Below are 22,773 nucleotides of genomic sequence, written 5' to 3'. Positions count from 1 at the left end.
GACTCAGGTCTTTTGTGACGCAGGCTTCAAAATAAAACCATGCTGCCGGGGAATCACATATCCGTACGTCAAGCAGTTTTGTCCCATATCGCCGCTGTAGTGCCCTGCCGCCTCGACCGTGCCGCAAAAAACATCCTGTTCCGTAAAAACCGCAAACAAAGATTTCTTGCCGTCAAACGGCAGTTTTCCGCAGTTGCGATTAAAACCTCGCGCCGGCCTTTCAAACATCTCTTTTTTAAGCGGTCTGCCGTTATAAAAAGAATCTTCATACTCAGGCAAAATTTTTACCGGTACAAGACCGCAGCTTAAAGCAAGTTCCTGCGTCATGCCTTTAAGTTTTTCTACTACCTCAAGCCGAAGCTCCGCTTCAGAATCGGCCGTATCGGCACAAGCGTTTTCAAAAGTTTTTTCGTTTTCAAGCACGCTCGATATGTTAAAATCCGGTAAAAGAGAAAATCCCGCCGCCTCGGAAAGCGAAAAATTTCCCACCTTTGTTCGTAAAAGCCCCTTCAGGTGAGCAGCGCTTTTACAAAAAACGCCTATATCGCGCGCAAGGCTTCTTATATAAGTTCCTTTTGAAACCTCGAACAATATCCGCGCATATAAAACTTTTTCATCGCCGCACAGATCCGCTTCTTCAAGCAGCGCTTTATCGCCGTCCTTGCCTTTTGCTTCAAAAATTTTTCCGTTTTCAAGCTTAACTTCAAGCAATTTGCATCTATAAACCGAAACGGGCCGCTCAGGAATATCGGCGGAAATTCCTTTTCTGGCAAGATCGCTTGCTCTCTCGCCTTTTATACGGATTGCCGAAAAAACCGGCGGGCTCTGCATAAAATTGCCTGTAAATGCGTCGAGCGCCGAATAAAGATCTGAAAGACTAGGGAGCGGCGCCTGTCTTGTGATTTTTCCCGAAGGTTCCAAGGTATCGGTCTCTTGTCCGAAGCTTATAACAGCTTCGTAAGTCTTATCAAAAGAAGTTATTCGGGATGAAAGACGGGTGAGCTGACCGGTGCAGACGACAAGAAGTCCTGAGGCAAAGCTGTCAAGAGTCCCCGTATGTCCCACCTTCGACGTATTCAGCGCTTTTTTTATCGTGTACAGCGAAGAAAAACTTGTCTTACCCGGACGTTTGGCAAACAAAACGATCCCGGATTTATTTTCGATCGTCTTCTTTTGCGGAGCGCTCATCAGCTTCCAATTTTTCCAATTTTTTTATCATTTCAAAGCCTTCTTTCATCGCAGTGTCTGCGACAAAGGTAAGTTTCGGGAACTGTCTTATCCTAAGTTTTTTTGCGATCGTGGACTGAATAAAACCCGCCGCACTTTGAAGTCCTGCGACACCGGTTTCAAGCTGCTGGTCGGGAAGGAAACTCGAAACGCTCACTTTTGCGTATCCCAAGTCGCGGGAAACTTCGACACGGTTGATCGTCAAAAAAGTCGAAACTCTAGGGTCTTTTATTTGCTGACGAAGGATAAGATTGGCAATTTCATCCCGAAGCTGTTCCCCCAATCTTATCAATCTGTATTCGCTCATATTATATTACTCTGCTTCCTTTTCCGTTTTTGCATTTTCACGCTTTGTTTCCGCTTGTTTTGCCGTTTCCTGTTTGGCGGCGGCCTTTTTTGCCTTCGCGGCCGTCTTTTCCGCCGCTATTTGCTCTTTTTCCGCTTCCAAAGCGGCGGCAGCTTCGGCTTTCATTGCCGCGGCGCGTTCAACGGCCCGCTTTTCGGCATCGGCTTTTTCGTCTACTAGCGTGTCGCCGAGTTTTCTGGCAACTTCTACATATTCAAAGGCTTCAATCTGATCTCCTACTTTAATATCCTGCCAATCTTCAAGACCGAGACCGCATTCAAAACCCGTTTTTACTTCCTTGGCGTCGTCTTTAAAGCGCTTAAGAGACGTAACTTTTCCGGTATAAAGAACTATTCCGTCGCGGATAAGATTTACCATGCTAGAACGTTTTATGAGGCCGTCCGTAACGTAACAACCGGCAATAAGCCCGATCTTGGGCACTTTGAACGTGTTTCTGACTTCCAAAGTTCCGGTAATTTCTTCTTTAGTATCAGGCTTAAGCATGCCTTCCATCGCAAGCGTAACTTCTTCTACAGCCTTGTAAATTATATTGTATTTACGGATATCCACCTTTTCCTGATCCGCAAGCAGTTTTGCCTTAGGCGTAGGCCGAACGTTAAATCCGATTATAAATGCGTTTGAATCGGCCGCAGCTAAAAGTACGTCGCTTTCGTTTATAGCTCCTGCGGAAGAATGAATAACCACGAGCCTTATATCTTTTGTGGAAAGTTTTTCCAATGACGCTTTAAGAGCTTCGGCGGAACCTTGAACGTCGGCCTTAATTACTACTTTGAGTTCTTTTACTTCGCTTGCGTCGATCGTCTGATACAGGTTGTCCAAAGTAACTTTTTTAACGGCCTTCGCGTCTTCAAAGCGTTTAAGTTCCTGCCGCTTGGAAGAAACGGAGCGGGCGTCTTTTTCGCTTTCCGTCACCTGGAACGGATCTCCCGCGTTGGGCATTTCTTCAAGACCCAAAACTTCAACTGGAGTGCTTGGCCCCGCTTCCTGAATGCGCTGCCCCAGATCGTTAAACATGGCGCGAACGCGTCCGGCGTAAATTCCTGCAACAAAAGAATCCCCCTGATGCAGAGTACCTTTTTGCACTATAACCGAAGCTACGATTCCCCTGCCCTGATCGACGCGGGATTCAATGATTTTTCCTTCGGCACGGGTGCTGACGGGGGCTTTAAGCTCAAGAACTTCCGCTTGAAGCAGAACCGCCTCAAGCAGCTGATCTATTCCCTGCCCCTTTAAAGCGCTTATCGAAACAAACTGAGTGTCGCCTCCCCATTCTTCGGGAGTAAGGCCATGTTCCGAAAGCTGGGTTTTTACATGATCGGGATTTGCTTCGGGTTTATCGATCTTGTTCACTGCAACTATAATCGGTACCTTTGCGTCTTTTGCATGATGAATGGCTTCCAAGGTCTGGGGCATAACGCCGTCATCGGCGGCGACTACCAACACAACAATATCGGTTACCTGCGCCCCTCTTGCTCTCATCATCGTAAACGCTTCATGGCCGGGAGTGTCAAGGAACGTGATTTTTCCCTTAGGAGTCGAAACGGAATAAGCTCCTATGTGCTGCGTAATTCCGCCGAATTCTCCGGCGGCTACATTGGAATGCCGTATCGCGTCTAAAGTTTTAGTCTTACCGTGATCGACATGTCCCATAACCGTAACTATCGGAGGTCGCGGCAACATATCCGCTTCGGAAATCTTTTCGCTTTCGATTACCGTTTCATCATATAAGCTTACAAGATGAACGTCGCATCCGTATTCGGAGGCAAGCAATGTCGCCGTATCGGAGTCTATGGACTGCGTTATGGTTACCATCATACCCATAGCCATAAGCTTTGAAATAATTTCCGAAGCCTTTAAATTCATCTTTTTTGCAAGGTCGGAAACGGAAATAGTTTCCATTATGTCTATCTGCTTGGGAACTACGCTCGCCGGTGTTTCGGTCTTTTTCTTGTTGTCATATAAAGACGATTCGTCAAACAAATCTTCTCTATCTTTGCGGCTGTAAACCTGTTGTTTTTTACCTTTAAAAGCTTTTTTTCCGGCGGAACGCACATCCGGCATGGGAGCGGGCGCCGAATGAGATGCGGAACGCGAAGAAGTAAATCCGGGACGGGAATTCCCGTTAGTCCGTTGCCCGGCAAAACCCGGACGGCTTCCGGCAGGTCCGCTTCTGTAACTGCCGGGACGTCCCTGCCCCTGAGCGAACGGGGGCCGCCCCCCTGCGCCGCCGCGCCCTTGGTAGGAGCCCTGACTGTCTCGTTCACGGTTTTGATAGCCTTCGCGGGCTTGAGCTCCGGTAAAGCCTCCGTCGCGATGCTGGTAGTTATTGTTATACCCGCCCTGGTTATTCGAATAATTGTTGCGCGGGCCTCTGAATCCGCCGCTTCTGTAATCGTTGGAACGCGGATGGTCGGAAAGATTTCCGGCTTTAACGTTCGGACGGCGCGAGCCGAATTCAAAAGAAGAAGGCGTCTTTTTTTCTTCAGGCGCTAAAGTTTTATGTTCGGCGGAGGAAGGATGCACGGCGCCTGAACTTGCGGATTCGTTCGCTTTTTGTGAAGGGATAGCGGACGGCACAACCTTTTTTACAGCAGAAATCTGTGCGTCGCGGTTTGATACCCCATTGGCGGGAGGCCCCTTCTTTACGATGACCACACGCTTTTTTCCGGGCGTACCGGAAGAAGCCGGTTTTTCAGCGGCGGTATCGGTCTTTTTTTTATTTAATACAAATTCAGGTTTTTTAACAGACTCATCTGCCATATAGCTATCTATCCTCGCAAATAAACTTTCATAAAACCGCAACGCAGTTTTTTTTATTCAGCATCCTCTTTAAATTCAATCTCAACGCCGCAAGCAGGGCATTTTGTCATGCCGAATGTTATTTTAGCGCCGCATTCGGGGCATGAATATTCCTCTTCATCCTCTTCTTCACCCGAGGGCTCCTGCGCGCCGCTTTCAAAAGACGCCTCATCTTCATCTATGAATTCTACGGTATCATTTATGATTTTATTAACGGCGGCAACGCTTTCATCCGAGAGTCCTTCTACGGATTTTATGGAACCGTCTTCCACTGCATTCATAAATTTTTCAATATCTTCAATACCCGCCGCATTAAGAATTTCAACGGTACGGGCGTCTATGCCGGGAAGTTCGGCGAGAGTCGTTATCTCATCGTATTCTTCTTCGACTCCGTCGCTGAACAGATTCTGAGCAGCCTTGCGCGTTTCGATTTCCGACAGATCCATTTCGGCAGCCTGATCGACAGTTTTAACGTCTATGCTCCAATCGCAAAGCCTGTTTGCAAGGCGGACGTTTTGCCCCTGCTTTCCGATCGCAAGCGAAAACTGGCTGTCCTGAACGATCGCAAGTGCTTGTTTTTTCCCCTCGTCCAAAATAAGAACTCTGTCGACTTCCGCCGGAGACAAAGCGTTTTTAATAAAAACGGTAGGATCCGCATCGTATTTTAAAATGTCGATTTTTTCACCGTAGAGTTCGCGGATGACGTTCTGAATACGAACGCCTTTTAGGCCTACGCAGGCACCTACAGGATCGACGTCTTCCCGGTTTGAATACACCGCAATCTTCGTGCGGTAGCCAGCATCGCGTACAACCTTATATATTTCTACAGTCTTATCATAAACTTCAGGAACTTCAAGCTCGACAATGGAACGCACAAATTCGGGATCGCTCCTTGAAAGCACCAGCTGCAAGCCCGTAGCGGTTCTCTTGAGATCGACTATGAGAGCTTTTATGCGGTCGTTTTTTTCATATTTTTCGCGCGGCGACTGATATTTAGCGGGAAGAATTCCTTCGACTTTGCCAAGATCAACATAAATGTTGCCGTTGTGTTCCCTCTGATAATAACCTATGATTATTTCGCCGATCTTTGTCTTATATTCATTGTATAGATTATCCTTAAAGCTTTCGCTCAAAGCCTGGTGCGCCGTTTGTTTTCCGGTAGCGACGGCGGAACGGTCAAATTTCTTAGGGTCTTCAAGGATATCGATTTCATCTCCCACTTCACATTCGGGACTAAGTTTTAAAGCTTCTTCAAGTTCCATTTCCATGACGGGATCGTAAACGCCGTCTACGATAGTCTTTCGTGAATAGATCGCGACATCCGACATGTCGTCCGCAAATTTGACGACGGCGTTGTCGGATGTTCCGTACGTGCGTTTATAAGCCGCTTTAAGCATGTTTTCAATGGTTAATTTGACAGATTCTTCGGAAATTCCTTTTTCCTGCGTCAACTGACGGATCGCTTCCGCCATTTCGGATGCCATATAAAGCCCCCTTTACAAATTTTTATAAGTGTATAAATTTAGCTTTCGCAATATCTTCAAACAAAACAGACTTTTGCGATGTTTTTTTTGAATCTTCCTGTTCCGTTTCCAAAGTTACCGAATGCTCGTCCGACCCTATGATCTTACCGCCTACCCAATCGGAAATGGTCTTGTCCCAGACACGAACCTGTCTTCCTTTGAAAATGGCAAATTCGGCGGCGTTACGAATATTGCGTTCCATGCCGGGTGACGTAAGTTCCATGTAAGTGTTGTCGGTTCCCAAAAGCGCTTCAAGCCTCGGCAAAAGCACATGATGTACTTTTGAGCAGTCGTTTACTCCTATGTCGTACTGAGGATCCTTTGCGGCGATTACCGCGACTATGTGAACCGATCCTCTTTGTGGAGTAACCTTAAGCTCTACAAGCTCATAGCCGAGTCCGTTTACCAAGGGAGCGCAGTCCGAATAATAAGGAATAGTATTTAACGCCTTGTATTCCACTTTTTCACCTGAACATAAAAAAAGACCCGTTTGCACGAGTCCAATTTAAAAGACTATCAAAATGTACGATTAGCAGTATAAAAGATTTGAAAATAAAAGTCAAATTTTACACGATTCCCACGATTTCTGTGCGATTTTACGAAAGGTTTTGATAAAGTTTTATTGCCTTGCACGGAAAAAAAATTTCGTCAAAGATTGAAATCTGCGGGAAAATGGTATATCCTAATCACAGTAATGACAGAGAAATGCACCGATAAAAGCAGTACACTTTCTCACAAAAAAACGTACAAAAACACGGCAAAGCGCTTGACACGCAGCATCGCGCTCAACACAATTTTCGCGACAAGCGACAAGCGACAAGCGACAAGCGACAAGCGACAAGCGACAAGCGACAAGCGACAAGCGACAAGCGACAAGCGACAAGCGACAAGCGACAAGCGACAAGCGACAAGCGACAAGCGACAAGCGACAAGCGACAAGCGACTGTTTGAAAACCGGCCGGTCGCAAACGGTTCCCAAGTTCTCCCGTATACATTTAAACACGATTTTTTCTCAAAACACATTACGCAGAAACGCGCCGCCATGCCCTTATGCGTTTTTTTATCTCTCAGGCAGATCCTGTATCGCCCAGAGAAAAACGTCATTCGGAAAAACTCAGTCCAAAACGTTTTTCCCCAAAAAACAGGAATTCAAAGGATAAACCTTTTGAAAATACATTTATTTTGGAGGAATTATGATTAATCCAAACAAAATCAAGGTACATACCTTTGTACTCAAGGGAACGGCTGTGCTCGCCGTAGCAGCAATATTTGCCGTCGTGCTGTTGTTTACCGGCTGCTCGGACGGCGGTTCGGGGGACGGGAACATCGAAGGCGTATGGAAATTAGTTTCCATAAAAAGAAACAGCGACCCTCTGGAAACATACCCGGAAACGGTGAGTGCCGGCACTACGTTACAGCCGTACCTTTGCTTTTCGGAAGGCAAAGTATATATCGCATGCGAAATGGAGATAACAGGTGATCCTGCAAACAGCGGTCTTTTTAAAGGTACGGGTGAATTTAACACATGGAATCTCCCATACACTTTTGCGAACGGTATTCTGACAATAGAGGGGGTATCGGTATCCTTTATTATAAGCGGAAACACCGCGACAGCGACCATAAGCGACGGCAGCGGTACTGAAGTAACAATCCTTACCCGGGTAAGTTCGCCCACCGTAGAAGAAATTAAAGCGGCAAGAAACTAATCGCCGTAAGCATAAAACCGCCGCACGTTCTGTCCGGCACGTTTCGTGCGGAGGCAGGAGTGCCGACGTGCTGCCCTTGCTGTGCGTGCGCCTAAAACGGCGAGAAAAAGAAATGTGGTCTGTAACAGTAAGTGGAAACTGGCGCGTTACTTTTTATTTTGAAGGACAAGATGCGATTCTTGTCGATTATCTGGATTATCATTAAGAGGATATTATGATTAGAAAACCTACTCATCCGGGAGAAGTATTCTTAAAAGATGTTCTTGAACCGCTCGGAATAAACGTTACGGACGCTGCCAAGATGCTTGGCGTTACAAGAAAAACTCTCTCTGAATTTGTAAACGGAAAATCCGCTTTAAGTCCGGAAATGGCAATTAGAATCGCTAAAGCGACGGCTACCACGCCTGAAAGCTGGATGGCGATGCAAATGAAACTTACTTTATTTTTAGCTTCTCAGCACGAACCTGAAAATGTAAAGGTCGCTTGCTTAGCTTAGAAGGTTTTCTTGATTCTTCCGCCTTTTTCCCGCAGGGCATTTAAAGCCGATGTTGCTATAAGGCGGGAAGGCGTTACAGAGAAGGCGTTCCGTCGATTGATCGATCGATCAATCGGTAGAGCCTGATCTTGGCGAGCACGTCTTTAAAAAATCGCTAAAATAGAGCGGCTCAGGTATTTCAAATTTCTTTTGTTTTCCTGCGATCGGCAAGGTAAGATGAACGCAGGCAAGCATCAGACGGCGTACGCCTGCCGTTTTTTTAAGATACTTATTAAGCTTGAAATCGCCGTATTTGTCGTCACCTACAATCGGGCAGCCGATCTTTGCCAAATGAATCCTGATCTGGTGCATGCGTCCCGTCCCGAGTTTCAAATGCAAAAGCGATATTTCCGTGTTAAAATCGCGCCGACCTTCGGCAAAGGCCTTGTCCGAATCCTGAAAAGTAAAAATTTTTTCCACGCGATAGCCTGTTACGGCAGGTTTTTCAATTCCGCCCTTGCTTACGGGCTCCGTTATAGTTCCCGATATCCCGCCGGAGGGCGTTCCTATGCAGACCGCTTTATATTCTTTTTGCACCTGTTTTCCGCCTATAAGCTTTATCCAACGGCCGGCGGCGGCACTGGACTTTGCTACGACCATAAGTCCCGCCGTATCCCGATCAAGGCGATGCACAAGATAAACTTTATAACCTACCTGTTTTGAAAGTTCTTCATCCAGCGGATGAAAAATCTTATGCCCGCCTTGACAGCTCATGCCGGAAGGCTTTTCAATGACCATAATATCTTCATTTTCATATAGGATCGGAACAAAATTCATCCGAAAAAATATACAGGAGGCAAAAAAAAATGACAACCCTGACGATACCCTCAAGATCCGAACACCGCAAAATAAAAAACACAGGCCGTCCTTTTATCTTACACGCCGCTTTTTTTGTCGCACTTCTATTTTTCCCGCACAAGGCTCAGGCGGATTTTTTTTACTCTGAAAAATACGGATATTACCTTGATCTGCCTGAAGCATATAGAATCGAAGATCAGGCTGAAGACGAAAGTTCCATCTTTTTTACGCATTCTTTGCTCCCCGTTTACTTTGCAATAAAAATATATGAAGCCGATGCGGCAAAGACTTCGGTTTCCGTGCTGCGAGACGCGCTGGATCGGCTTAAATCCGAAAATGAAATATCGGAAGTAAAATGGAACGGAAGCGATTGCGCTCTTGCGGATTTTTCGTTTGCCATGCCGGATAAAACACAGCACAAAGGCTGGGCTGCGTGCATTCCCGTCGGAAAAGGAAATGCCGTCGCCTGCCTTCTGTGTTATGCTCCTTTACAAAGAAACGCTCAATGCTCCGGGCTAATAATTTCGACCATAGACTCTTTTGTTCCGAGCAGGGCGGGATTTTTAAACCAAGGACTCATTGAAACATTCGCCTTTCCTTACGGTAAGAAAAAAGAATTGACTTTAAATATAGGCGGAAAAACTATAGCGACAAGAGTGGACGAACAGGATGCCGAAGCGGCGAAATTCGTCGTTGAAAGAGAATATGCGGTTCTTACCCTATACGCAAGGCACAATCTATGGAAAGAAGCATGGCAAAGATATTACAGATTTGTTTTCAGGGACAGTTTTTCAAGACTTTCGGCAGTTTCGGCGGATATTTACAAAGAAATATTTTCAGACGCGATAAAAGCGGACATAAATTCACCGGAACGTGTTTATGCGCAAACTCTGCTCAGTTGGCTGCAGGATTTTACATATGAGCGAAATCATAAAACTTCGGATTTTACCGATCTTATTTCCGCATTGAGCGGCGCAGGCTCCGACTGCGACAGCCGCTCTTTGCTTTTATGCGTTTTGATGAAGCACATAGGAGTAAATTCCGCCCTTTTTATTTCAAGGGAATACAGCCATGCCGTCGCGGGGCTCAATATTACCGGAGACGGAGCAAAGATCAAAGTCGGCCAAACGGATTTTTTGATTGCGGAAACTACCGCCCATGTAGACATAGGAAAGATAGCAAAAGATATGAGCGACAAAAACAAATGGATAGCGGTGGAATTCCCTTAAAAATGAAAAAAGCCGGAACTCTTGAGACATCGTCTTTCCGAGTCGAGCTAAAAACGTCCTTAAGTTCTAATTCAAAAGCTTGTACACTTCTTCCGCAGACGAAGCGTTCATAAGAGCGCCGCGCAATTCCTTATCCTTTAATTTGGAGCTGAAAAAGGACAAAGTCTGAAGATAATACGAATGCTGATTATAAGCTGCCGCTATCATAATAAGAATGCTTACGGGAAATTCGTCAAGCGGCTGAAAATCCGTTATGGGATTTTTACAAATACCCACGGCCATCACAAGGTCGGTAACGGACGAAAGACGCACGTGCGGAATGGCAATGCCGCGGCCAATCGCCGTAGACATAAGTTCTTCCCGCTTTAAGATTTCCGACGCCAATTCCCCGGAATTTTTTACCTGCGGAGCTCTGCCTAAAACGTCGGCAAGTTCCAAAAGCGCATCGTGTTTTGCGGAATGTTTAATGAAAACTATACGATCCGGCGATAATATGTTTTTTACTTGTACCGCCGCAACGGGCATCGAAAATCTTGAACTTGACGACAGATGAGCGTTTACCCAATTTTCTATTTCCGATTTTTTAAAACGCCAAACCGTCCCGATCTTTCCGGCGGGAATTTCGCCTTTTTGCGCCCAATCGTAAACAGTACGCTCAGACACGCGTAGGTATTTTGCAACTTCTTCAATGGTAAGTATGTCGTCTTCCACTCCGAACTCCGGTCATTTTGAAACTTATTATTTATAGTGTATTATTTTGCATTGTTTACGGTATTTTGTCAAGTTTTACCGTTTTGCATATCCCCGTCGAACCCGTCGAAACCGGCTTTTCATATTCCGGTTTTTTAACTATATTTTATAAAATGCTTTATAAAGACTTGGATCTGCCGCAAAAGGGCGACAAGGTAGTAGTAGGAATATCGGGCGGAGTTGACTCGACGCTCGCCGCTCTTCTTTTAAAAGAAAGGGGCTGCCGCGTCATAGGAGTTACCATGTCGCTGTGGAAGGGAGACCTTCCCGTAATCGCCGCAGGAAAAACTCTGCACAACTCGTGCTACGGCCCGGATGAAATCAAAAATATTGCCGAATGTTCCGAATTCTGCCGCAGCAATAATATAGAATATCACGTGATAGACGTAAAAGACGCCTATCAAAAAGAAGTTCTCGACTATTTTAAACGCGAATACCGTTCAGGAAGAACCCCGAACCCCTGCATAAGATGTAACCGTTTTATAAAATTCGGAGCTCTTCTTGAAGGTCTTTCAAAGATCAACGTCGACTATGATTACTTTTGCACAGGACATTACGCAAAAATAGTCCGGCCTGAAGAAGGCCTTTGGGGAACAGATAGGCGGCCTGCCATGATATCATGTGCGGAAGACGCCGCAAAAGATCAGGCATATTTTTTATACCGCATTCCGTCGGAAGTATTAGAAAAAGTACGCTTTCCTCTTTGCGGTATGAAAAAAAGCGAAGTAGTCGAGCTTGCAAGAAAAAGACGTCTTTCTTCCGCAGAAAGAAAAGAAAGCCAGGATTTTATTCCCGAAGAATTCTTCGATATGATATTTTCGGACAGGCCTTCGCTCCCGGGCGACATAATAGATTCGGACGGCAAAGTGCTCGGCCGTCACAGGGGAATCGAACATTATACGGTCGGGCAAAGGCGAGGCTTGGGGGTTTCGGCCAACAGACCGCTTTACGTCCGGTCGATAGACGCAAAAAAAAATCTTGTCGTATTGGCCGATAACTGCGATCTGGATTCCACGGCGCTGATAGCGGACGATTTTGTGTGGCCCGCAAACATCGAACCGGACAGAGCTTTTGAAGCGGCGGTAAAAATCAGGCTTGCTTCAAGACCTGTAGCGGCAAAAATCGAGCCGTACGATCCGCATGAAAAAGCCGCATTCAAAGGGAGGCCGTACAAAATCACCTTCGAGCAGCCGCAAAGGGCGGTCGCCCCCGGACAATCGGTTGTGATTTATAAAGATAACGTAATTTTAGGCGGCGGATGTATATTTAAATCAATTCCCACTGTACAATGATTTCAAAAAATGATATTTTGCTGCTTATTGGAAAACAGATGTGCATAAATCGCAATAATTCAGGTTTTCCAAGGAGGTTTTATGAAAAAAGCTATCACAAAAGCAGCGGTTATCGCGCTTGCAGCTATATTGACTTCACCGCTTTTTGCAGGCGGTTCAAAAGAAAAGGATGGCAAGGTTATCACCGTAGGGGCAACGCCCGAGCCGCACGCAGCTATTCTCAATCTTTTAATCGACGATATGGCGGCGGAAGGTTATACGCTTAAAGTGGTTGAATTCACCGACTACGTAACGCCGAACGACGCCGTAGAGTCGGGCGAAATCGACGCTAATTTTTTTCAGCACGTTCCCTACATGGAAACATTTAACAAAGAAAAAAACTATCATCTTGTGAACGTCGCCGGTATCCACGTGGAACCGCTTGCACTGTATTCAAAAAAATATTCCAAAGCGGCAGATATTCCGAACGGAGCGACGATAGCTATCCCGAACGATCCGACGAACGAAGGAAGAGCCTTGCTTTTGCTTCAGTCCGCAGGATATATAAGCGTTGACGCAAAGGCAGGTCTGACCGCCGTTCCGGCAGATATTACGTCCAATAAAAAGAATTTTAAATTCAAAGAAATAGAAGCGGCGTCGTTGCCGAGGGTTCTCGCAGATGTGGACGCAGCGGTAATAAACGGTAATTACGCGATTCCCGCAGGACTTACGGCCGCAAAGGACGGATTAATCGTCGAAGGCAAAGATTCTCCGTATGTGAACATTTTAACCGTAAAAGCGGGCAATGAAAATTCTCCCGCAATTAAAGCGCTCGCAAAAGCTATGAAAAGCCAAAAAGTAAAAGATTACATTCAAAAAACATATCCGAACGGAGACGTCATAGCCGTATTTTAATCATAACCGCCCGTTTGACGGACGGCTTGCATTCCGGCGCCGCGTGAAGCTTCGCGGCAAATCTGCGGCGAAATTGTTTATTCTTTATTTTTTTATCTGTGCGGAAACGGTTCTAGCGTTAAAAAGATTGTAGCATACCGTCACCGCAGAACTCGGAAGCCAGCCGCCTTCAAAGCGAAGCCAAACCGACGCCGTACCGTCGGGGCTGAAAACGGTCTTATTGCCCGTAATTCTGTGAATTTCACCTCGGCGGCTGTATGTGTTTACCGGAAATTCCCAGCCGGCGCTTGTGCGTAAGGCCGAATACGGCTCGGTAACGACCGCCCAGCGGACGCCGGGAACGAGGGCAAGCGGTTCGGAATTGTCAAATTCTATGCGCTCCGCTTCTTTTTCGGGCAGACATCCTGAAAAAAACGCAAAAACAAACATAAAAAGAACGATAAATCTTTTCATGACAGGTTTCGCATCCCGCTTTTACTCGTAAAATAATCTTTTACCGAAGGATAAAGCTTCATATCGGAGTCGACAAAGTCCAGTTTTTCTATTTCGGCAAGATCCGCCCATTTATATTCCAAATGTTCCGAAAGCACGTAAGGTTTTGCAATACCGTCGTGCGGAACAAAAACTTCATAAGCGCGTAAAATGCTTTTTTTACCGCCGTGCTCAAATTCCGCTTCACAAATATATCCGCCGACTTTTACGTCAATTCCGAATTCTTCTCTGAATTCACGAGCGGCGGCGCGTACGTCGGTTTCGTCGGGTTCTACTTTTCCGCCGGGGAATTCCCACCTTCCGCCCATCTCACCGCCGAGTTTTCGCCGTGCGATCAGAACTTTTTTGCCGGAATTAGCAAGGCAGGCCACGGAAGAATTATGAGGCATAAATTAAAAGAACAAAACGCCAGGGAATATAAAATGAAGAAGTCCGGCCGTAATGCAAAATATGCCTACGTATTTATGTCCGTCTACGAACACTTTTTCAACAATATCGGGAAGTGAAATTTTTTCCGTGGAAGTCATACGATAATAAGCGAGTATCACGGAAAATCCGCCCAAGAGCCCCGCGAGAGAGGGAAGCAAGTCGCCTATAACGGGAATATCGTTTCTCACGACGGAAAGAAGTTTCATTACGCCCGTAAACGCCGAAAGGATACCGACTATAAGCAAAAATGTTTTATTTGAAAAAAAAGCCGTACCGGAAACGAGGTCTTTTATTTTACCGCTGCTTTTTTCGGAAGTTTTTTCGTTTTTTCCGGCGTCATCGGCAAAAATATCCGCATAAATAAGAACGAGTCCGGTAATAAGATTTAAAAGTATAGATAAAAAATAAAATTGAAGCATTTTTCCTCCGCATTTTTATTTTCGTTGTACAGATGCAAAAAGCTTGCGCGATTCTCCTAAGGCGGCGACATCGGCACGCACATACAGTATATCATAATCGGAAAATTTTGTCCGTAAAAACAGCTCGTCTCCGGTAAAAACGCCTTCTATTTTTTGAAGCAGAGACGGCTGCTTGTCCGCGTCGTAGCAAACGACATTCATCTCTACGGGAACGGTAAGTTTTTTTTCGGACTTTTTTCCTGATTTTTTGTCGGACGCGTTTATTTTAAGGCTTACGTAAATTTCGTCTTCAAAGGCAAAGGAAGAAAGCTGCATATCGATGTTGCCTATGCGCGCCGTATTTTCCGAAGTTAAAACCGTGGTAAACAGAACGAAGACAAGGCAAACGATAAGAATGATAAGAACAAAACGGTTCGCCTTGTTGGCCACAAGAACCTTAAAGCCCTTGTTGAGTTTAAATTTGCCCGAATAATAATCCTTTACCGACTGCGGCGCATTTTTAAGGCGCTCTTCACGGTTGTAATAAAAATGTAAAACTTCTTCGTCTTCGGCGCGAATTTCGTCGGCGCCGTTATCGGAAATATCGTCAAAAGCCATTTTCAGCCTTCCGACAAATTTTCTATCAGCGAATCGATGCGCCACCATTCGATCGCGGCGTTTTCAGGATAAGCGAAAAGCCCCGAAAGAATTCCCGTTTGAGAAAGCGAAAACGTATAATACAAAAGTCTCGCGCTGTCCACCTTGATCTTTCTGTTTAAAACCCTGTGACCCCCGGGCTGAATTATCTGAAGCATGTAGCCGTCGTTGACGGGCAAAGAAAAAAACATCCAGCCTGAATCGGTAACTCCGATAAACTCATACGGGGTCGTGTAAACTACCTTGCCGAAACCGTCCGATACCGTTTCTTCGTACGCAGGAATTTTCAAAGGTTCCGAATACAATCCCGTAGATGCGTTTATAGGATAAAGAAGCGTGTTGGTATAATCTATTCCTGACTGCACTTTAGAATCTTGATCAAAGTGCGTAAGAAAATAATCGATTTTTATGTATAAAATATCTTTATCAGGTGCAGGAATTATATTTCCCGCCGTCATATAATAATCTTCCGTAGAATTTTCGGTAAACGGATTGGGAAGATCCGAATTGTTTATAGGCACAACATATAAAAGCTGCCCCGAAGAATTAAACCAATAAACGATGAGGCCGGTATTTGTTACGCATACAACTACAAGCTCGTCTTGCCGGGTTATATAAATACTCTTTATATACGGAAAGGGCGTTCCCCCTACCCCTTGCCGGCCTATATAATCGAGCGCTTTTCCGTTGCTGGCAAATCTGAGCACCACCTGCCTGTAGACAAGATTTTCATCGGTATTTAAAATCTGCTGCTCCTGCGGCAAAGAATCTACAACATAAATGCATTTGCGCGAATCTACGGTAATTACGCCGGGAAAATTAAACGGGTAGGACACGGCCTTTTTAGTGCTGTCAACGGTATCCGTGGACAAAACAAAATCCGGGCGCACATTAGTTTCTTCATTATAAAACAAGGTCAACAGATCGCCGTAAGAATTCATTTCCATTATTTTTTTAGATTCGCCGTTGGATATATAAAAAAATCCGTCTTTCATGGATATAAAGGTACTCATAGGGCCTACGGACGAAATATTAAACAGATCTATTTGGTTGTCGAATTTTCCGTACTCCAATACAAAAAGTTTTTCACTGTCGACTATGTTTGAAACGCCGGAGTCCGCGCATGAAGAAAAAAACACGGAACAAAAACACGTTGAAAAAAACAAAAGATATAACGGCAATTTTTTATTTATCATCACAAAAAGAATAAAGATTAGCGTATGCCGTGTCAATTATTTTAAGCCGCACGCCGGCCGCGACGCATTACAACGAGCGAAAAACGCAAGCTTCCATAACGCAAACGACAGGGAAACGCCGGGAATGCAGCTTTTTTCCGGCGCGGGCGCCGCTATCTTTAAACGTTAAATCTTTACTCATAAGGGCTTTTTAAGTATATTAGACGATATGATAGATAAGATTATGACCTTCCTGTTCGGCTCTCAATCCGAACGTGATATCAAAACACTGAGACCTATCGTTGAAAAAGTCAACGCAAAAGAAAGCTGGGCGGCAAGCCTTCCGGCCGAAGAATTTCCCAAACAGACGCAGATATTAAAAGACCGCATAAAAAACGGCGAAACGCTCGAAAGCATTCTGCCGGAAGCCTTTGCTCTTGCCAGAGAAGCTTCAAAACGAGTTCTCGGAGAACGACCCTACGACGTTCAGATAATGGGCGCTATAGTTCTAAATTCCGGAAGAATTACCGAAATGAAAACCGGAGAAGGTAAAACCCTCATGTGCGTCGCCGCAGCTTATCTTAACAGCCTTTCAGGAAAGGGAGTTCACATAGTCACCGTAAACGACTACCTTGCCGAACGCGACGCAGACTGGATGCGCCCCGTCTACGCATACCTCGGACAAACCGTAGGCAGCATTCTATCGAATATGGATAATGAAGCGCGCAAAGCCGCGTATAACTGCGACATAACTTACGGAACGAACAACGAGCTGGGTTTTGATTATTTGCGGGATAACATGCAGATAGAGCTGAATCGTAAGGTGCAGCGCGGATTTAATTTTGCAGTCGTCGATGAAATAGACTCCATCTTAATAGACGAAGCAAGAACTCCTCTGATCATAAGCGGAGCGGGCGAAGACGATACTTTTAAATACTATGAAGTTGAAAAGTACGTAAACCAGCTTACGGAAGTTGAAAAAGATCCCGTAACAGGTTTATATCCGGACGAAGTGCAGATGGAAGCCGAAGAAAGGAAGAACCTGAAAGGCGACTACACGCTCGATGAAAAATCGCGCAGAGTTTCGTTTACCGACGCAGGGATGAACCACATCGACGAAATTCTTCACAAGCACAACCTTATAAAAGGCACCGTATTTGACGAAGAAAATTTTGAATACGTTCATTACTTTACACAGGCCGTACGCGCTCACAGACTTTATAAAAACGAAGTCGACTATCTCGTACGCGACGGACAAGTCCAGATCGTGGACGAATTTACCGGCCGCGTACTTGAAGGGCGCCGTTACGGAGACGGACTGCATCAGGCGATAGAAGCGAAAGAACACATACGAATCGCGCAGCGCAACCGTACTATGGCGACGATCACATTCCAGAATTTTTTCCGCATGTACAAAAAACTGTCCGGCATGACAGGAACGGCAGCGACGGAAGCCGTGGAATTTAACAAGATCTACAAGCTGGACGTGGTGGTGATTCCCACGAACAAACCGGTCATACGTAAAGATGAAAACGACGAAGTCTATCTTAACGAAGAAGACAAATGGAACGCTATCTGTAATGAGATTTCCTCCGCACATGACAAGGGACAGCCCATTCTCGTAGGAACCATATCCGTTGAAAAGTCCGAATATTTGTCATCCCTGCTGACACGAAAAGGAGTGCGCCACGAAGTTCTCAACGCAAAAAATCATGCCCGAGAAGCTATGATAATTGCGGAAGCGGGCGCAAAGGGCTCCGTTACGATAGCGACTAACATGGCCGGACGCGGAACCGACATAAAACTCGGAGGAAATCCGGAATTCAGAGCGCGCAAGCGCGCCGGTACAAATGCGACGCCGGAACAATATTCGGCAGCATACGCCGTTGAAAAAGAAAAATGGCTTAAGGACTGCGATGAAGTGCGTTCGTTGGGAGGCCTTTACGTAATAGGAACGGAACGGCATGAAAGCCGACGCATCGACAATCAGCTCCGCGGACGTTCAGGACGTCAGGGCGATCCGGGAAGAAGCAAATTCTTTATTTCCATGGACGACGATCTTATGAGATTGTTCGGCGGAGAGCGCATGAAAAATATAATGCGGCGGATAGGAATGGAACCGGGAGAGCCGATCTATCATCCATGGCTCAACAAAGGAATAGAAAACGCTCAGCGGAAGGTCGAAGAGCGCAACTTTGAAATCCGTAAACATTTGCTGGAATACGACGACGTTTTGAACGAACAAAGAAACGTGATATATCAGCAGCGCGATTCCATTCTGGGAGACGACGACCTTGCAGACAGGGTTATGAACAACGCAAAGGATATTGCAAACGATATTTTTGACGATTACGGAAAAACTTCCAAAAACACAAAAGATAACTCCGCGCAAATTCTTTCTGAGCGTTTAAAACAGTCCTTCGGTATGCTGTTTTCACCCGATCAATTAAACAGAGAAACAGTCCTCGCCGCCTTGCAAAACGATCTTACAGAAAAAACGACTCTCGCCGGAAAAGAAAACCTGAACATGTTCATCAGATACCAGTACATACAATCCATAGATAAAAAATGGCTGGATCAGCTTGAGACGCTGGAGTCACTGCGTGAAGGCGTAAGTTTACGCTCTTACGGCTCAAAAAATCCTCTTACGGAATACAAGATCGACGGATTCAATATTTTTTACGACATGCTGGATGCAATCCGCGAAGAAATCGTTTCGAAAGTCTTTAAAGTGCGCATACAGGTAAATCCTTCGATTCCGCGGGAAGTAAAACCGCAACGGCAGATCGAAGCAAAGCACTCACAAGCATCTTCGTCATTCAGCGGAGACCAGGCAAGACGGCAGGCCTCAGGCGGCGCTATGCAAAAATCTTCCACAGGCGCAGGCGTAACCGTACGTAGGACCGTTCCCAAAGTGGGAAGAAACGATCCCTGCCCATGCGGAAGCGGCAAAAAATATAAAAATTGCTGCGGAAGAAACGCTTGAATCCTAAACTGTGCGGCAGATACGGTTTGCGGCAATGCCGCCGCAAGTCAGAGTCTGCCTATTCTGCCCGGCGGCCAAAACCTTAACGCCGTAGTTCCTAAAATATAGCGCCTGTTTACATATTGCGGCGACATATTCGAATAATAAGTAACAGAAAAATCGTCAAAGTCCGTAAGACGCACGAGTTTTTCATTGTACGAATGTCTCATGTCAAGGGAATTAAAGCGATTATCTCCCATCATAAAATAGCAGTTTTCAGGAATGTATTGAGCTTTTCCTGAAGCGTCGTTCGCAGGAAAGACGGGCATGTTGCGCCGGTCGTGCAAAAGTATGTAAAAATGAAGCATTTGTGCCGTTTTAAAATACGAAAGCCGCTTTTCATCGGAATTCTTTTCGCCCGCAGTCTTATTTGAAAACATGAGCTCGGCGTTTCTAAGTATGATGCGGCCGAGAGTCAGTTTTATCATAATATTAAGGCGAAAACTCGCGTCGGTATAAATGTCGCCGCCTATATACCCCGATTTCAATTCGGAGCGGGCTATCCAATCCGTCATAAACAAGGTAAACCATTCGCTTCCGCCTGAGGCGCTTAAAAGTTTTTGCGTCACCGATATGTTTTGGTCAAAAAGATTGTATTCAAACATGTCCGAAGCGGTAAAAAGGTCTTTCAAAGAGTTTTGCTTTGCAGACTGATCTTTAACCGTTCGTCGTGAAAGGCGTTCAAAAGAAGCGGCGATGTCCTTACACTCCTGTGCAGAGACAAGGAGATCTAGGGAATTGCGCTGCCTTTCGCATTCGATCATCAGCTCATATTCTTCGCTCGTAAGAGGAAAATAGCTTATATTCCGCTTTATTTTTTCAGGAAGAGAATTGAGATCCCACGCGGCTTTTTCCGCGTCATATTCCACCTGTTTGAAATCGGCGGAATCCTTTGTGCGCGCATATAAAATTCCGTCCTGCATCACAAGCTGTTCTCCGGGAACGCCTGCTACGCGCTTTACGAGCGGATCGGCTTTGGGGTCGCCCTTTTCATCGACGTTCAGATTTACGGTCGTAAACGAAAGCATGTACACAAGCTGCGACACAAACGTTTTTATTTCGGATTTTCTGTCTATTATGTAATGCGGATTTCTGAATACTACTATGTTTCCCCTCCTATATGTCTTTAAATACGGAAGTCCGATTTCTGAAAGAGGAAATTTGGGGCCACTGGCCGTTTTGCCTACGACGACGCGGTCTTTTATAAGAAATTCCGGAACCATGGATTCCGAAGGAATTTGGTAAAGCTGAAAAAAGAAAATTTGAATGAGCAGCACCATAAAAACGGCCTGCAAAAGAGCGTCGATCCATTCCGCAGCTTCGGTTAATGCGCGGAAGGCGAAACTGCGTTTGGGCTTTACAATGTCCTTACGGGCGCTTTCCCACAAAGAATTATACGAATAAACGCGTTTTTCGCTCATATAATACTGCAAAGCGAACGAACAGACGGCAATACAAAGCCAAAATATGACGCACACAAGGTCAAGAAGATAAGAAGTTTCGTGCTCTCCCGCCCGGCGCAGAATAAAGACGGCCATAAAAACATACGGTTCGTACTGTATAAATTTTCTTACTACGGGAATCAAGCGCATGTCGTTTTTTTTAAATAAAACGAATGAAAAGTATGATCGTGCAAACGCAAATAAAACCGAAAGCGGAAAAGCAAAAAATGAAATGTCGACATGAAAATTTATATTTAAAATGGAAAAAACAAGCGCTGTAAAAACTGCGCACAAATTCAAAATCCGTATTTTATTCATAAAAAAAAGTATAGCAGAAACCGGCATAAAAAACTATATTTTATACATGGACTTACAAATACTTGACGTCAAGCAGGCTATGGATATGGTAGATAACGATGAGTCTCTTTTTACGATCCTTCTTGAAGGTTTTTTAACTGACACACAATTCGATAAAGACCGCCTTGCCGAACTGATAAAACAAAAAAAATTTGAAGAAGCCGCCAGTTCCGTCCATCGCGTAAAAGGAGCGGCAAGACAGCTGTGCGCACAGCAGCTTGCGGCGAAGGGCCAGGAACTTGAAGATCTTCTGCGAAGAAAGTCTGACGAAGACGCGGCTTTAAAGGCAAAGGAATTTTTCGACCTTTACGATAAAACCCGCAAAATTATGTCGGATGAGCTCCGAAGGCTGAAATAAAGTTGCTTTCCAGTTGACTGCAAAAATTCAAATAAGAATCGCTTTCTGCCGCCCGGCGCAAATTAAACGCTTCTTTGTAAACGCGAAGTATTTCCATGGGATGAGTAAACTCTTCGCCTTTTAAAGTTTGAAAAGGAGAATCGGTTTCCAACAATAAATTCTGAAGCGGAAGAGAGGAAACGCAGGCTATAGCGCGTTTGTTATTGTTTAAAATCTGTTTTCCAAAACCAAAAAAAGCATTTACGCCGCGCTTTAAAAACGAAAGCGCTTCCACGGGACTTCCTGAAAACGAGTGAAATATTACGGCCGGAAGTTTTTTAAGCCGTCTGCTGTCTTCAAAGATCAAATGCATCGCTTTTCGGCAATGTATGATCACAGGTTTTTTATATTTTTCCGCAAGAGATATCTGTATGTCCCAAACTTTCTTTTGCCGTTCGATAGTCCGCTTGAATTCGCCGTTAAACAGATCGAACCCCGTCTCTCCTATAGCGCATATAAGATTTTTTTGCAGCAAAGATTCTAAAAAATCCGCATTTTCAATGAGAGGGTTTTGAGGATGCATCCCGAACGCTTCGTGTAAGCCGAGCGACTTGGAAATTTCAGGGTCGTCCTTAGCGGCTTTAACGATTTGACGCTGTTTTTCAAATTCCTCTTTGTCGTGGGCGCAAGTACACGCCCGTAAAACAATGTCTTCTGGGATTTTAAAGGCCGCGCATAAATCGAAAGGCGGATCTTTTTCTTCCGGCACATGCGGATTTTCCGGGCAAGATTCTAAGAACGGTATAAGATGAAAATGCGCATCACATATCATGGCTAAAATATATACAAAAAAAATTAAAAAAGACAGGCCGCAGCAAATTGTGCACTTAGCATAAAACGGCGGGACGCGAAGATCGGCGACTTAAACGGATTAAGACGCGCGGGTTTCAGGACAGTGTGCTTAACATAAAAAAAGCTAAACATGAATATTTATATACCGAAAATATATATAGAGCATAAAGTTACCTCTAAAAACCGCAGTTTTCAGAGGTTTCCTATAGCATTGCAAAAAATTTGACACCTTACTTGGGAGGTACTGTATGGGATCTTACACATTGAAGAGCATAGGAAGTTCAAACGATTATATGACCATTGAACGCGAAATGGATGACGGCTATGTAGTCCGCATAGTGCGCGACCGCGACGGTTATGACGAAGTGACAACAGATTTTATAAGCAAGTCATTATTTGAAAGTTGTGTAAGGACCGGATACATCACAAAAATCGAAAAACCGGTAAAAATTGCCGTAAACACATAAAATATCGGGCGGTATTTTATCG

23 protein-coding genes are annotated in these 22,773 nt (G+C 45.1%); 9 read left to right on the top strand and 14 right to left on the bottom strand.

The window, feature by feature from the left end; translation table 11 throughout:
* Positions 1-3: 3 nt before the first annotated feature.
* Genes truB through HRQ91_RS03770 form a run of 5 tightly spaced genes read right to left on the bottom strand, consistent with a single transcriptional unit; the run spans position 4 to position 6,412 of the window.
* Positions 4-1,188 (bottom strand): tRNA pseudouridine(55) synthase TruB, encoded by a 1,185-nt coding sequence (gene truB, locus HRQ91_RS03790; RefSeq protein WP_210120337.1) that lies wholly within the window; start codon positions 1,186-1,188, stop codon positions 4-6.
* Positions 1,154-1,534: a 30S ribosome-binding factor RbfA gene (gene rbfA / locus HRQ91_RS03785; protein ID WP_210120336.1), complete on the bottom strand. Its 381-nt coding sequence runs from the start codon at positions 1,532-1,534 to the stop codon at positions 1,154-1,156. The genes truB and rbfA overlap by 35 nt, the downstream gene beginning before the upstream one ends.
* Positions 1,535-1,540: 6 nt before the next feature.
* Positions 1,541-4,354, bottom strand: a complete 2,814-nt coding sequence (gene infB / locus HRQ91_RS03780; protein WP_210120335.1) for a translation initiation factor IF-2 — start codon at positions 4,352-4,354, stop codon at positions 1,541-1,543.
* A 53-nt stretch (positions 4,355-4,407) separates the two neighbouring features.
* Positions 4,408-5,877, bottom strand: a complete 1,470-nt coding sequence (gene nusA, locus HRQ91_RS03775; protein WP_210120334.1) for a transcription termination factor NusA — start codon at positions 5,875-5,877, stop codon at positions 4,408-4,410.
* A 22-nt stretch (positions 5,878-5,899) separates the two neighbouring features.
* The gene (locus HRQ91_RS03770; protein WP_246473271.1) at positions 5,900-6,412 is read right to left on the bottom strand and encodes an LSm family protein; all 513 of its coding nucleotides are present in this window, start codon (positions 6,410-6,412) and stop codon (positions 5,900-5,902) included.
* Between the two features lie 697 nt (positions 6,413-7,109).
* On the opposite strand from HRQ91_RS03770, the gene HRQ91_RS03765 reads away from it, so the two are divergent.
* The 3 genes from HRQ91_RS03765 to HRQ91_RS03755 all read left to right on the top strand — a co-directional run bounded on the left by HRQ91_RS03765 (position 7,110) and on the right by HRQ91_RS03755 (position 8,118).
* Entirely contained in the window at positions 7,110-7,622 is a 513-nt protein-coding gene (locus HRQ91_RS03765; RefSeq protein ID WP_210120333.1) for a hypothetical protein, read from the top strand.
* Between the two features lie 67 nt (positions 7,623-7,689).
* Positions 7,690-7,827, top strand: coding sequence for a type II toxin-antitoxin system RelE/ParE family toxin (locus HRQ91_RS03760; protein ID WP_338064312.1), 138 nt, complete (start codon positions 7,690-7,692; stop codon positions 7,825-7,827).
* A gap of 9 nt (positions 7,828-7,836) precedes the next feature.
* Positions 7,837-8,118, top strand: coding sequence for a HigA family addiction module antitoxin (locus tag HRQ91_RS03755; protein WP_210120331.1), 282 nt, complete (start codon positions 7,837-7,839; stop codon positions 8,116-8,118).
* A gap of 108 nt (positions 8,119-8,226) precedes the next feature.
* On the opposite strand, the gene HRQ91_RS03750 is transcribed toward HRQ91_RS03755, so the two are convergent.
* On the bottom strand, positions 8,227-8,934 hold the full coding sequence (locus HRQ91_RS03750) for an RluA family pseudouridine synthase (RefSeq protein ID WP_210120330.1): 708 nt from the start codon (positions 8,932-8,934) through the stop codon (positions 8,227-8,229).
* A 29-nt stretch (positions 8,935-8,963) separates the two neighbouring features.
* Here HRQ91_RS03750 and HRQ91_RS03745 point away from each other — a divergent pair, with 29 nt between their 5' ends.
* Positions 8,964-10,184: a hypothetical protein gene (locus HRQ91_RS03745; RefSeq protein WP_210120329.1), complete on the top strand. Its 1,221-nt coding sequence runs from the start codon at positions 8,964-8,966 to the stop codon at positions 10,182-10,184.
* 66 nt (positions 10,185-10,250) lie between these two features.
* Here the strand turns inward: HRQ91_RS03745 and HRQ91_RS03740 are convergent, their stop codons facing one another.
* Entirely contained in the window at positions 10,251-10,895 is a 645-nt protein-coding gene (locus HRQ91_RS03740; protein ID WP_210120328.1) for a PTS sugar transporter subunit IIA, read from the bottom strand.
* 152 nt (positions 10,896-11,047) lie between these two features.
* On the opposite strand from HRQ91_RS03740, the gene mnmA reads away from it, so the two are divergent.
* Positions 11,048-12,226, top strand: coding sequence for a tRNA 2-thiouridine(34) synthase MnmA (gene mnmA / locus HRQ91_RS03735; protein WP_210120327.1), 1,179 nt, complete (start codon positions 11,048-11,050; stop codon positions 12,224-12,226).
* An 81-nt stretch (positions 12,227-12,307) separates the two neighbouring features.
* Positions 12,308-13,120, top strand: a complete 813-nt coding sequence (locus HRQ91_RS03730; protein ID WP_210120326.1) for a MetQ/NlpA family ABC transporter substrate-binding protein — start codon at positions 12,308-12,310, stop codon at positions 13,118-13,120.
* An 84-nt stretch (positions 13,121-13,204) separates the two neighbouring features.
* On the opposite strand, the gene HRQ91_RS03725 is transcribed toward HRQ91_RS03730, so the two are convergent.
* From HRQ91_RS03725 to HRQ91_RS03705, 5 genes are read right to left on the bottom strand one after another with little or no spacing between them, the layout of a single operon-like run.
* On the bottom strand, positions 13,205-13,573 hold the full coding sequence (locus HRQ91_RS03725; RefSeq protein ID WP_210120325.1) for a hypothetical protein: 369 nt from the start codon (positions 13,571-13,573) through the stop codon (positions 13,205-13,207).
* Positions 13,570-14,001 (bottom strand): (deoxy)nucleoside triphosphate pyrophosphohydrolase, encoded by a 432-nt coding sequence (locus tag HRQ91_RS03720; RefSeq protein WP_210120324.1) that lies wholly within the window; start codon positions 13,999-14,001, stop codon positions 13,570-13,572. Before HRQ91_RS03720 ends, HRQ91_RS03725 begins: the two co-directional genes overlap by 4 nt.
* A gap of 3 nt (positions 14,002-14,004) precedes the next feature.
* Entirely contained in the window at positions 14,005-14,460 is a 456-nt protein-coding gene (locus HRQ91_RS03715; RefSeq protein ID WP_210120323.1) for a hypothetical protein, read from the bottom strand.
* 15 nt (positions 14,461-14,475) lie between these two features.
* The gene (locus HRQ91_RS03710; protein WP_210120322.1) at positions 14,476-15,057 is read right to left on the bottom strand and encodes a hypothetical protein; all 582 of its coding nucleotides are present in this window, start codon (positions 15,055-15,057) and stop codon (positions 14,476-14,478) included.
* A 2-nt stretch (positions 15,058-15,059) separates the two neighbouring features.
* Positions 15,060-16,292, bottom strand: coding sequence for an LIC_12708 family protein (locus HRQ91_RS03705; protein WP_210120321.1), 1,233 nt, complete (start codon positions 16,290-16,292; stop codon positions 15,060-15,062).
* 208 nt (positions 16,293-16,500) lie between these two features.
* On the opposite strand from HRQ91_RS03705, the gene secA reads away from it, so the two are divergent.
* Positions 16,501-19,257, top strand: a complete 2,757-nt coding sequence (secA, locus tag HRQ91_RS03700; RefSeq protein WP_210120320.1) for a preprotein translocase subunit SecA — start codon at positions 16,501-16,503, stop codon at positions 19,255-19,257.
* 47 nt (positions 19,258-19,304) lie between these two features.
* On the opposite strand, the gene lepB is transcribed toward secA, so the two are convergent.
* On the bottom strand, positions 19,305-21,056 hold the full coding sequence (lepB, locus tag HRQ91_RS03695; protein WP_210120319.1) for a signal peptidase I: 1,752 nt from the start codon (positions 21,054-21,056) through the stop codon (positions 19,305-19,307).
* A gap of 46 nt (positions 21,057-21,102) precedes the next feature.
* On the opposite strand from lepB, the gene HRQ91_RS03690 reads away from it, so the two are divergent.
* Positions 21,103-21,453, top strand: a complete 351-nt coding sequence (locus HRQ91_RS03690) for an Hpt domain-containing protein (protein WP_210120318.1) — start codon at positions 21,103-21,105, stop codon at positions 21,451-21,453.
* Here the strand turns inward: HRQ91_RS03690 and HRQ91_RS03685 are convergent.
* Complete coding sequence (locus HRQ91_RS03685) at positions 21,422-22,264, bottom strand: TatD family hydrolase (protein WP_210120317.1); 843 nt, start codon at positions 22,262-22,264, stop codon at positions 21,422-21,424. The two genes, HRQ91_RS03690 and HRQ91_RS03685, sit on opposite strands and share 32 nt — an antisense overlap.
* A gap of 268 nt (positions 22,265-22,532) precedes the next feature.
* Between HRQ91_RS03685 and HRQ91_RS03680 the strand changes: the two genes are divergently transcribed.
* Complete coding sequence (locus HRQ91_RS03680) at positions 22,533-22,751, top strand: hypothetical protein (RefSeq protein ID WP_210120316.1); 219 nt, start codon at positions 22,533-22,535, stop codon at positions 22,749-22,751.
* Positions 22,752-22,773 lie beyond the last annotated feature (22 nt).

The sequence above is a fragment of the Treponema parvum genome (assembly GCF_017893965.1).
GTDB classification, from domain to species: Bacteria; Spirochaetota; Spirochaetia; order Treponematales; family Treponemataceae; genus Treponema_D; species Treponema_D parvum.
Note: the sequence above shows the minus strand (reverse complement) of the source record. Positions and strands in the feature narration are given on the sequence as shown.